At 39.3% G+C, this 12,365-nt stretch carries 9 protein-coding genes; 4 read left to right on the top strand and 5 right to left on the bottom strand.

The genetic code is table 11. The features are described from left to right. Nucleotides 1–242: 242 nt before the first annotated feature. Together uvrA and uvrB are read right to left on the bottom strand one after the other, a co-directional pair. Complete coding sequence (uvrA, locus tag ABH902_RS03020; protein WP_404589091.1) at nt 243–3,059, bottom strand: excinuclease ABC subunit UvrA; 2,817 nt, start codon at nt 3,057–3,059, stop codon at nt 243–245. A gap of 59 nt (nt 3,060–3,118) precedes the next feature. Next, nucleotides 3,119–5,113, bottom strand: coding sequence for an excinuclease ABC subunit UvrB (uvrB, locus tag ABH902_RS03015; RefSeq protein WP_404589089.1), 1,995 nt, complete (start codon nt 5,111–5,113; stop codon nt 3,119–3,121). Between the two features lie 321 nt (nt 5,114–5,434). Here uvrB and ABH902_RS03010 point away from each other — a divergent pair, with 321 nt between their 5' ends. The 3 genes from ABH902_RS03010 to ABH902_RS03000 all read left to right on the top strand — a co-directional run bounded on the left by ABH902_RS03010 (nt 5,435) and on the right by ABH902_RS03000 (nt 9,557). Next, nucleotides 5,435–7,585, top strand: coding sequence for an amino acid ABC transporter substrate-binding protein/permease (locus ABH902_RS03010; protein ID WP_404589088.1), 2,151 nt, complete (start codon nt 5,435–5,437; stop codon nt 7,583–7,585). Beyond that, a complete protein-coding gene (locus tag ABH902_RS03005; RefSeq protein ID WP_404589086.1) occupies nt 7,586–8,323 on the top strand; it encodes an amino acid ABC transporter ATP-binding protein in 738 nt (245 codons plus the stop codon). Nucleotides 8,324–8,510: 187 nt separating this feature from the next. Beyond that, a complete protein-coding gene (locus tag ABH902_RS03000) occupies nt 8,511–9,557 on the top strand; it encodes an SLC13 family permease (RefSeq protein WP_404589084.1) in 1,047 nt (348 codons plus the stop codon). Between the two features lie 57 nt (nt 9,558–9,614). Here the strand turns inward: ABH902_RS03000 and ABH902_RS02995 are convergent, their stop codons facing one another. The 3 genes from ABH902_RS02995 to ABH902_RS02985 form a co-directional block, all read right to left on the bottom strand. Beyond that, the gene (locus ABH902_RS02995; protein ID WP_404589083.1) at nt 9,615–10,565 is read right to left on the bottom strand and encodes a rhodanese-related sulfurtransferase; all 951 of its coding nucleotides are present in this window, start codon (nt 10,563–10,565) and stop codon (nt 9,615–9,617) included. A 140-nt stretch (nt 10,566–10,705) separates the two neighbouring features. Next, nucleotides 10,706–11,437: a TraX family protein gene (locus tag ABH902_RS02990; RefSeq protein ID WP_404589081.1), complete on the bottom strand. Its 732-nt coding sequence runs from the start codon at nt 11,435–11,437 to the stop codon at nt 10,706–10,708. 163 nt (nt 11,438–11,600) lie between these two features. Then, nucleotides 11,601–11,972, bottom strand: coding sequence for a VOC family protein (locus tag ABH902_RS02985; protein ID WP_404589079.1), 372 nt, complete (start codon nt 11,970–11,972; stop codon nt 11,601–11,603). Between the two features lie 151 nt (nt 11,973–12,123). Between ABH902_RS02985 and ABH902_RS02980 the strand changes: the two genes are divergently transcribed. Beyond that, nucleotides 12,124–12,267, top strand: coding sequence for a hypothetical protein (locus ABH902_RS02980; RefSeq protein ID WP_404589077.1), 144 nt, complete (start codon nt 12,124–12,126; stop codon nt 12,265–12,267). Nucleotides 12,268–12,365: the final 98 nt, after the last annotated feature.

Raw genomic sequence — 12,365 nt, 5'->3', positions numbered from 1 at the left:
ATCTTTTTTACAAAATTGCATTAAAAAACACAGCCTTCATAATTTGAAGGCTGTGTCTTTCCCTTTTTGAACGGAATACTTATAGGAAGAAAGATATATACCAATTAGGTTGAACGATATATCTATCTGTCTGTGATTTTACTTCAAAGAAGAATTGAAATCAATAGCGTTCACTAAAATAGTTCTAAATTTCAGGTTTTCTTTACTTTTGTTGAGAATAGTTCTGAAAAGGAGTAGACCAATTAGAGAACATTTTTCAAATATTTTCCTGTATAACTATCTTTAATCTGCGCAATTTCTTCTGGTGTACCGATTCCGACAATAGTGCCGCCGCCGTCTCCGCCTTCCGGACCTAAATCAATCACATGATCTGCGGATTTAATAACATCTAGATTATGCTCAATGACTAACACCGTATTGCCAGCATCGACTAATCTTTCTAAAACTTTTAGCAGCCGGGCAATATCATCCGTATGCAACCCGGTTGTCGGCTCGTCTAAGATATAAAAATTCTTACCGTTGGAATTTTTGTGAAGCTCACTAGCTAGCTTCATCCGTTGCGCTTCCCCACCGGAAAGAGTTGTGGCCGGCTGCCCTAAAGTGACATAGCCCAAGCCGACATCCACGATTGTTTTTAGTTTTCTGTGAATTTTAGGAATTGGTTGGAAAAACTCAACCGCATCTTCCACCGTCATATCTAAAATATCGGCAATATTTTTCCCTTTGTAGTGAACTTCCAAAGTTTCGGAGTTATAGCGTTTGCCATGACAAACCTCACAAGGAACGTACACATCAGGTAAAAAGTGCATTTCTATTTTGATAATTCCATCGCCGCGACAAGCTTCACAACGGCCACCTTTGACGTTAAAGCTAAAGCGACCTTTTTTGTAGCCTCGTACTTTGGCTTCATTAGTTTTAGCAAAAAGATCACGGATATCATCGAAGACACTAGTATAGGTTGCCGGATTACTTCTCGGCGTCCGGCCAATAGGGCTTTGATCAATATCGATAATTTTTTCAATGTTATTGTATCCCGTAATGCTTTTATGCTTACCTGGTTTATTAGAATTACGATTAATTTTTTGAGCGAGGGCTTTTTTTAGTATCTGATTGACCAAGGTACTTTTCCCTGAACCAGATACACCGGTAACAGCAACAAATTCACCTAATGGAAATTCTACCGTCACATTTTTCAAATTGTTCTCAGTAGCGCCGGTAACTTTGATTTTTTTGCCGTTGCCTTTGCGTCTTTCTTTTGGCACAGGAATGACTTTTTTACCGGAAAGATACTGTCCTGTCAATGACTCTTTGTTCTTAGCAACCTCATCCGGCGTTCCATGAGCCACGATTTCTCCACCTAAATGGCCAGCGCCCGGACCGACATCAATCAGATAATCTGACGCCCGCATTGTATCTTCATCATGTTCGACGATAATTAAGGTATTCCCCAAATCACGCATTTTTTTCAATGATTCAATCAAGCGATCATTATCGCGTTGGTGTAGCCCAATTGAAGGTTCATCTAAAATATATAAAACGCCAGAAAGATTAGAACCAATTTGGGTAGCTAAACGAATCCGCTGGGCTTCTCCCCCGGAAAGTGTTCCCGCCGCCCGGCTTAGCGTCAAGTAATCCAAGCCGACATTTCTTAAGAAATTCAAACGGTCTTTGACTTCCTTTAAAATGGGTTTGGCGATGGTCTGCTCTTGTTCAGATAAGTTAAGGGTTTCAAAGAAATCAATAGCCTTTTTAATCGCTAATTCAGTTACTTGACCAATATTAGTGTTGTCAATTTTGACAGACAAGGCTTGTGGATTTAAGCGGTAGCCATTACAGGTTTGACACGTTAGTTCAGTCATATATAAACGCATTTGATCTCTTGTAAAGTCACTGTTGGTTTCTTGGTAGCGACGTTTAATGTTTAGTAATACACCTTCGAACGGTACCTCTACGTCCCGAACTCCGCCAAAATCATTTTCATAGTGAAAATGGAATAGCTCTCCGTTCGAGCCGTTTAAAATAATCTCTTGATGTTCTTCCGGCAATTCATTAAAAGGCGTATCCATATCAATATTGAAGCTATTTGCTGCTTGCTCCAACATTTGTGGATAATATTGAGAGCTGATAGGGTTCCAAGGAAGGATAGCTCCTTCACGCAAGGTTTTTGTTGGATCAGGAATCACTAAATCACGGTCAACCTCTAGCTTCATGCCTAAGCCATCACAATCCGGACACGCTCCAAATGGCGCGTTAAAAGAAAACAAACGCGGTTCTAATTCGCCCACAGTAAAGCCGCAATACGGACAGGCATAGTGTTCACTAAAGAGCATTTCTTCGCCGTCAATCACATCAACCAGCGCATAGCCGTCTGCCAAACGAAGAGCCGCTTCAAAGGAATCAAATAAACGAGAACGGATACCTTCTTTCACGACGATTCGGTCAATAACAATCGCAATATCATGCTTTTTATTTTTTTCAAGCTCAGGTGCTTCACTCACATCATAGGTTTCGCCATCTACCCGCATGCGAACATAGCCTTCCCGCTGAATCATTTCAAAAACTTTTTTGTGTTGACCTTTTTTCTTAGCAACCACAGGCGCAAGAATCTGAACTTTGGTTTTTTCAGGTAAATCCAATACCTTATCGACCATTTGTTCCACGGATTGACTGGAAATTTCAATATGATCATTCGGACAAATCGGATGCCCTACTCTTGCAAAAAGCAGGCGTAAATAATCATTAATTTCTGTCACTGTTCCCACGGTCGAACGTGGGTTTTTACTGGTTGTTTTCTGGTCAATGGAAATTGCCGGACTCAAGCCATCAATACTGTCTACATCCGGTTTATCCATTTGCCCTAAAAATTGTCTGGCATAAGCAGACAAGCTTTCTACATATCTACGTTGTCCTTCCGCATACAAAGTATCAAAAGCCAATGAGCTTTTACCTGAACCAGACAAGCCTGTAACAACCACCATTTTGTCACGCGGTATTGTCACATCAACATTTTTTAGGTTATGTGCACGCGCGCCGTGTATAACGATTTTATCATTTGCCATTATTTCTCTCCTTCTAATACATACCCTTGCAAATCACTTGTACTTCCGATTTACAGCAACTATTCTGCTGCTTTTAATTCTAAAATTGTATCTCTAAGTGTAGCTGCCGTCTCGAAGTCCAATGCTTTAGCAGCATCTCTCATTTCTCTTTCTAATTTCATTAGTAAGTCCGCTTTTTCTTGACGACTTAACTCATGATAAGACTTATCAAGCTTGAAGCCTTCTTCTTTATCAGCGGTTTTAGAAATCGAAATCAAATCTCTAATTTCTTTAATGATCGTTTTTGGTACAATTCCATGTTCTTCATTATACTGTTCTTGAATGGAACGACGACGCGCAGTTTCGTCCATCGCCCGTTGCATGGAATCGGTAATCTTATCGGCGTACATGATGACACGGCCATCTGAATTACGAGCAGCTCGGCCAATTGTTTGGACAAGAGAACGCTCACTTCTTAAGAAGCCTTCCTTATCTGCATCTAAAATGGCAATTAAGGAAACTTCCGGCACATCCAAGCCCTCTCGAAGCAGGTTAATACCAATCAGCACATCAAATTCACCCAAACGTAAATCACGAATAATCTCGGTACGTTCCAAAGTCTTAATGTCACTGTGCAGATATTTCACTTTGATGCCCAATTCCTTAAAGTAATCGGCCAAATCTTCAGCCATTTTTTTGGTTAAAGTGGTGACAAAGACCCGCTGATCCTTGGCAACCCGTTCATGGATTTCTCCGACTAGATCATCAATTTGTCCCATAATCGGACGAACTTCAATCAATGGATCCAACAGACCCGTCGGACGGATAATTTGTTGAATTACTGTATCGGTTTGTTCATGCTCATAAGGTCCTGGTGTTGCTGACACATACACCACTTGATGAACATGCTCTTCAAATTCTTCTAAACGTAACGGTCGGTTATCCAGTGCACTTGGCAATCGGAAGCCATAATCCACCAGCATTTGTTTTCTCGCCCGGTCGCCATTATACATCCCGCGAATTTGCGGCATAGTTACGTGTGATTCATCAATAACTAACAAAAAATCATCCGGGAAAAAGTCCAGTAGTGTATAAGGTGGTTCCCCTTCAGAACGGCCATCCATATGTCGGGAATAATTTTCGATGCCTGACGTATAGCCCATTTCCCGCATCATCTCGATATCATAATTGGTCCGCTGCTCTAAGCGCTGTGCTTCAAGCAATTTATTTTCACTACGCAAAACAGCCAAACGCTCATCCAGTTCTGCCTGAATCTGGGCAATCGCATGCTCCATATGATCTTCATTCGTCACAAAGTGAGTGGCCGGAAAAATCGCAACATGCTCTGTTTCTCCGATAATTTCACCCGTTAATGCATCCACTTCTCTAATTCGCTCAATCTCATCGCCGAAAAACTCGACTCTTAACGCATGCTCGTCACGCGATGCCGGAAAAATCTCGACTACATCGCCACGCACACGGAAACGGCCACGTTGAAAATCTATATCATTTCGTTCAAATTGAATGTTGATTAAACTAGTCAACAGCTGGTTCCGTTCCATTTCCATCCCAACACGAATTGAAACCACTTGTTCGCTATATTCCTTCGGATCTCCTAAACCGAAGATACATGAAACCGACGCGACCACAATAACATCATTGCGCTCAAGCAAAGAGCTAGTTGCAGAGTGACGTAGCTTATCGATCTCGTCATTGATACTGGCATCTTTTTCAATGTAGGTATCACTGGAAGGCACATAGGCCTCCGGTTGATAATAATCATAATAACTAACAAAATACTCGACCGCATTATTGGGAAAGAATTCTTTAAATTCTCCATAAAGCTGTCCAGCTAGGGTTTTGTTATGAGCGATGACTAATGTTGGCTTGTTCACTTCTTTAATTACATTAGAAATCGTAAATGTTTTTCCTGTTCCTGTAGCACCCAACAAAATCTGAGCTTTTTCGCCGCCTTCGACGCCTTCAACCAAGCGATTAATCGCTTCCGGCTGATCGCCGTCGGGCTGATATTTTGATACTAAGTCAAACGTATTGGAGGTTTCTCTTTCTATCATCTGACGTCCTCCTTCTTTACTAAAGTTCTTTACAGTAATCAAAAAAAGGATTCAAAAAAATTTGATCACTTCTTTGTTCATTTTAACATACCGAACATATTTTCGCTAGTTTTTGAATTAATTGCGTATGTTAAATTTTTAAGGGTAATTTTTTAGTTCTTTCCTATATATAAGCTGAACGTTCAAAATGATTCCGTGTTATATATGCTAACATAAGATGTAAGGAATAATGGTTTTTTTTAATTTTACATAGCTAAAAGCTTGTATTCCTCCTGATTTTTACTATATAATTATTCAATATGCAAATAGAGGAGGTATTTTATGAAAAGTAAACACTTTTTACTTTCATTCGTTGCCGTAATGGCAAGTCTACTGACATTTACACTGGGGCAGTCGGCTCACGCTGAGGAAAAAACATATAATATAGGAACTGATTTAACCTTTGCTCCTTTTGAATTTCAAGATTCTGAGGGAAAATATATCGGAATCGATATTGACTTACTTCATGCTATTGCTGAAGATCAGGACTTTAAGGTGGTCCACAAACCACTAGGCTTTGATAGTGCAATTCAAGCGGTACAGTCAAACCAGATTGACGGAATGATCGCAGGTATGAGTATTACCGATGAACGCAAAAAATCATTTGACTTTTCAGAACCCTACTTTGACAGCGGTTTGCAAATGGCGGTCAAAAAAGGCAATGATCAAATCAAAAATTATAAAGATCTAAAAGGAAAAACGGTTGCTGCTAAGGTTGGCACCGAAAGCGCGACCTTCATTGAGAAAAATCAAGACAAGTACGACTATAAAATTAAAAACTTTGATGATGCCACCGGCTTATACCAAGCCTTGGAAAACGGTGAAGCAGACGCCATTTTTGACGACTATCCTGTCTTAGGCTATGCCATTACCAATGGACAAAAGCTACAATTAGTCGGTGATAAGGAAACCGGCAGCTCTTATGGTTTCGCTGTGAAAAAAGGGCAAAACAAAGAATTATTGAAAAAATTCAATGCTGGCTTGAAAAACTTAAAAGAATCCGGCAAGTATGATGAAATTATTGCAGACTACATTTCTACCGGCAATGAACCAGCCGATGGAAAAATGAAAAAGATTCAACCTAAAAAAGATAATTACGTTATCGCAAGTGATTCAACCTTCGCTCCTTTTGAATTTCAAAATTCAGATGGTGAATATGAAGGTATTGATGTAGATTTAGTGAAACGAATCGCTGAACTCCAAGGCTTCAACATTGAATTCAAATTTATCGGCTTTAGTTCAGCAGTACAAGCAGTGGAATCCGGTCAAGCTGATGCAATGATCGCCGGCATGACCATTACCGAGGAACGGGAAAAATCCTTTGATTTCTCTACTCCATACTTTAACAGCGGTATTCAAATCGCAGTGAAAAAAGGCAACGACAAAATCAAGTCTTATGAAGATTTAAAAAATAAAAAGGTCGGGGCAAAAATCGGCACCGAAAGTGCAGATTTTCTTGAAGCGAATAAAGATAAATACGGCTATTCTGTGAAATACCTTGATACAACAGATGCCTTATACAGCGCACTTGAAATTGGTGAAATTGATGCAATGATGGATGATTATCCAGTCATCGGTTACGGTGTTGCCCAAAAGCAGCCGCTAATTACTCCCATCCCACGTGAAGAAGGCGGAAAATATGGCTTCGCTGTAAAAAAAGGTAAAAATCCAGAATTGATCCAAATGTTTAACGAAGGTCTTGCCGAACTAAAACGAACAGGCGAATACGACAAAATCGTCGGTAAGTATATTAAAGACGGCAGTGAAGAAAAAACGGTCGACGAATCAACCTTTGTCGGTATGATTCAAAATAATTGGAAACGTCTATTAAACGGCTTATGGATGACGATTCAATTAACCTTGATTTCATTTATCCTTGCACTGATTGTCGGTGTTCTTTTCGGCTTGTTCAGTGCTTCTCCATCCAAAGTGTTGCGTATGATTTCAACCGTTTATGTCGATATTATTCGCGGGATTCCATTAATGGTGTTGGCCTTCTTCATTTACTTCGGTTTACCGGGGATTTTAGGCTTTAACATTCCTGTTTTTCTTGCCGGAATTATTACTTTGACCTTAAACGCCAGCGCTTATATTTCGGAGATTGTCCGTGGCGGTATTAATGCCGTACCAACAGGACAAATGGAGGCTTCTCGCAGCTTGGGACTTTCTTATAATCGCACGATGCAAAAGATCATTTTACCGCAAGCAATTAAAATTATGCTGCCATCCTTCGTGAACCAGTTTGTTATTTCATTAAAAGATACGACCATTCTTTCAGCGATCGGCTTGATTGAATTGCTGCAAACAGGGAAAATTATCGTGGCACGTAATTTGCAAAGTACCATGGTTTACTTTATCATCGCTATGATGTATCTCATTTTAATCACAGCTTTAACCAAATTCGCAAAAGTTTTAGAAAAGAAGGTGAAGTAAATGGCTGAAAAGATCTTAGTTGAACATTTAGTCAAAAAATATGGTGAGCATACTGTCTTGAATGACATTAACGTATCTATTCGTGAAGGAGACGTAGTTTGTATCATCGGCCCTTCCGGTTCTGGAAAAAGTACCTTCCTGCGTTGTTTAAACCAATTGGAAGAAGCAACCAGCGGCGACATCATCATTGATGGCGCGAACTTAACAGATAAAAGCACCAATATTAATAAAATTCGCCAGCATATCGGCATGGTTTTCCAGCATTTTAATCTATTTCCACATTTGTCTATTATGGAAAATATTGTCTTGGCACCAACCGACTTAGGTCGTTTGTCAAAAGAAGAAGCTAAGGAAAAAGCACTTAAGCTTTTAGACAGCGTTGGTTTAGCAGATAAAAAAGACAGCTACCCCGAATCTCTTTCAGGTGGTCAAAAGCAGCGGGTAGCGATTGCCAGAGCCTTGGCAATGAATCCGGATATTATGCTGTTTGATGAACCAACCTCAGCGCTTGACCCGGAAATGGTCGGCGATGTGTTGAATGTAATGAAGAAGCTAGCGAAGCAAGGCATGACGATGGTTATTGTCACGCATGAAATGGGCTTTGCTAAGGAAGTGGCTAATCGTGTCATGTTTATTGATGACGGTAATTTCCTTGAGGATGGAACGCCTGAACAAATCTTCGGCAATCCGCAAAATGAACGAACCAAGGACTTCTTGGATAAAGTACTTAATATTTAATTGGATCAAAAAAATGAGCGAAAAGTTGCCACGCACTTTTCGTTCATTTTTTTTCAACGAATCTTACTTGCGTAATTTTTCGTTATAAAGTACATTTGTAAAGGAGTTTTATCTTTTTGGAGGTGAGTTTATCAAGCGAATCAGCGCATATTTTAAAAATGACTGGCTCTTTACTATTGCTTTTTTTGTGGCTGTTCTCAGCTGCTTTTTTGGAACGTTCAGCTTGGCTTCGATTGATTTTAAAGTAATTTTTTGTTTGTTCGGCTTAATGCTATTAGTTAAAAATATTGAGCAGCTTGGTGTTTTAACTTACTTTGCTGAAAAATTGATTGATTTATCGAAAACGACCAGAAGCTTGATCAGAAATATTACTTTGCTGGCCTTTTTTAGTTCGATGCTTTTAACCAATGATGTGGCCATTCTGACCTTAATGCCAATTTATTTAATGATTACTCGAAAATTACCGATGCTTAAAAACAAGGCCTTTGGGGCTGTCATATTGATTATTGCTGCAAATTTAGGCAGCAGCTTTTTCCCCGTCGGCAATCCGCAGAACTTGTTTCTATTTTCTTATTATAAGCTGTCAGCTGGAGCATTTTTTCGTTGGGCTTTGCCTTTACTGTTGTTTTCTCTGCTTATTTTAAGTCTAGCTTTTTTCTTTGTAAAAAAAGAAACAATACCAACTCAGCAAACAGCTTTTCCTGAGTTAGATAAAAAGAAGCTCAGCTTTTTAACGATTATTGGTGTATTCATTCTTTTAAGTGTGTTCAATGTCTGCTCTTATTTGATTGTAATTCCACTGACGACCGTGCTCTTAGCCAGCTATCAGCCGAAAACTGTGAAACAGGTGGACTATCGTTTACTGTGGACCTTCGTCTTTTTCTTTATTGCAGTTGGTAATTTTTCTCAGCTGGAATGGATTTCTGCCTTAATCAAGAGATTATTTACCACGAGTCAGGGCACCTTTTTCGGCAGTATCATTGTCAGCCAAGGAATCAGTAATGTTCCGGCGGCGATCTTGATTGCACCGTTCACGACTCAGGCACAAGCGTTATTTTGGGGTGTAAATGTGGGCGGTCTCGGCACATTGATCGCTTCCTTAGCTAATCTGATCGGCTTTAAAGTCTATCGAGAATATTATCCGCAGCGCAGTAAAAGCTTTTTGGCTCAATTTACTTGGGTGAATGCGGCGTTTTTAGTCGTTTTTATTGGCATCTTTTATTTCTTGTTATAAAAAAGAGCATGAAAGAGATACTTTCCACTCGTCTCTTTCATGCTCTTTTTGCTGTCTTTACTTAGTAACTGCAGTCAGTGCTGCTAATCTTTTCGCAACCTCTTCTTCACTTAAGCCATGATTGGCTGCGTAACGGTTTGCCGGATGATGTCGGCATTCGTCGGAGCAGCTGCCTAGATATCTCGCTTCATTTGCTTCAGAAGCTAAAATTTGCTTGTTGCAGTAGGGATTGGCACAGTTAATATAGCGTTCGCAGGGCGTGCCGTCAAACCAGTCTTTACCCACGATTTTTTTATCCACCTGATTGATTTCTACACTGATTCTTTCATCAAATACATACATTTTGCCATCCCACAGCTCGCCTTTCGTAGCAGGATCCTTCCCATACACAGCGATCCCTCCATGAAGCTGGGCTACATCTTCAAAACCTTCTTTTAACAGCCAGCCGGAAAATTTCTCACAGCGGATGCCGCCGGTGCAGTAAGTGACGATCTTTTTGTTCATAAATTGCTCTTTGTTGTCTCTGATCCATTGTGGTAATTCACGAAAATTACGAATATCCGGTCGAACAGCACCTCTAAAATGACCTAGATCATATTCATAGTCATTACGGGCATCCAGCACAATCGTTTCTTCATCCAGCAAAGCTTCTTTAAATTCCGCCGGCTCTAAATATTTTCCTGTCAGCTCAAGCGGATTTACATCTTCTTCTAAATGTAAAGAAACCAATTCTTTTCTAGGACGGACAAACATTTTGCGAAACGCATTTTCAGGAGCTTCGTCTATTTTAAAATACGTATCCTTAAAACGTTCATCTGCTAAAAGAGCCTCCATATAGCGATCTGTTTCTGCAACCGTTCCAGAAAGCGTCCCGTTAATTCCTTCATTTGCCACCAAAATTCTACCTTTTAAATTTAATGATTTACAAAAAGCCAAATGCTCCTTTGCAAATTCTTCCGGATTTTCAATTGACGTATATTTGTAGTAAAGCAATACGCGATAGTCCATGTTTCTTCTCCTCTTTTCTCGCTTTTCATTTCTGTATAAAAATGCCGAATAGCTAAATTTGTTCAGACATTTTTAGTATATAGAAATCAAATAGAGAAAAGCGAGAAAACTGCTTGTAGACTATTACACATGTTCGTGCGCTACATAAAGCTTCTGATTAAAACTAGGAGAATCATATGCAAAGGATAGAATAAATAGAAACCCCATTTGACCCAATTCGGTGAATAGCCCCGTGTACCATCATAGCTTAAGAGCAATGGAATCATTCCTAAAGTGCCTAAAGTAGTAATTGGTTCATACCATGGCATAGCCTGACCTTTTGAAAGAAGATAAGTCAAAAACATAATTAAAAAGAGCACACCTGTTGTATAAAGTGGTGGAATAATCTTTTTGGCACTTGGCTTTTTGATACGGTAAAACCCGTAAATCATTAAAACACCCACAAGGTTCCAATCAGACATAATCGTCGCAACTGAAAAACCGATTACTAACAAAACATGTTCTAGCGTGCTTGTGGTCTTTTCACATGAAATAATCAATAACAAGCCCATGAGTAACGTAAAGAAAATATTATTGACTAACTCAAGAGGAACATACGGATAGTTTGGATAAAACAAAAGATGAAACGGATAACTGGATAGCAGGCAAAAAATAAACAAACGTAGCGCATACTTTTTCACATTTCGCGTATAATGATATCCTTCAACCAACAAGAAAGCCATAATCGGAAAGGTCAGCTTTCCAATAAACTCTGTAAAGAAAAATAACGGAGGTGAAATTTCATTAATCCCCCAGCCACTGCCCATATGATTCAAAAGCATGGCAATAATAGCAATTACTTTTAAATGAAAACTCGTTAATTTTTTTGTCACAATTTTTCCCCCTTTTTATATAACAACTTTAATATAACATAGGTTTTAGCCGCCGTTGATCCTTCTTAAGACTGATTTCATTTACAAATGATTGTATTTATTTTTTCCATAAAAAAACCTTCAGCAATTTTACGCTGAAGGCTTTTTAGAGTTTCCGAGTGAGCTACTGTCCTGACACTGCAAAATAATTTTCATCGTTGTCGGCAAAATTAAAGACCAAGCCAGTGGGCAGCTGAACCAGTTCTCCCACCTGAACACCAGCTTCTTTCATTGATTGATATAATTTCAGAACATCATCTGAAAAGAACATTAACGATGGCGCATTACCCGCAACCTCTGGTGAATGCTCCTGAATAAAGGCTAAGTCGTACAACACGATACTGCTTTCAGCCTCCTGACTTTGGGCGATCTCCACTACTAAAGTACCATCTACCGCTTCCCGTTCTTTTTCAACAAAGCCGATTTTTTGCCAGAATTGACTGGATTCTTCCACATTTGTCACATACAACATAATTTTCACTTGATTCGTAAACATCTATTCCCTCTTCTCTCTGTTCTTTTTAAAAAGAAATTCTTATTTATTATAGCTTATGGTAAGATGAATGAAAATCATTTTATACTAAAAAAGGTTACGGATCTTAGGTATTTTAGGCGGATGTCATTTGTTTGACGAGGAGGAACAATGAATGAAAACAATTGAATATTTTGAAGAAAAACAGATCAAAAACCTTGCACCTTGCCACTGTGTTTCCTTTTCAGCTAAAGTGAACATTCGTCTAACGATTCCGATTAAAAAAATCAGCGTCGGTCTAATTGTAGATTGGCATTAAGCAAATAGCTTAGACCAAAGTCGTTAAGGTTCGAATAATTAGCATATCATTGTCGAAAACTCTATCTTTTGACTGCCGCTTGTTCGCAAAAAGAGACG

Source organism: Enterococcus sp. UD-01 (assembly GCF_044909655.1).
In the GTDB taxonomy this organism is placed as follows: Bacteria; Bacillota; Bacilli; order Lactobacillales; family Enterococcaceae; genus Enterococcus_L.
Note: the sequence above shows the minus strand (reverse complement) of the source record. Positions and strands in the feature narration are given on the sequence as shown.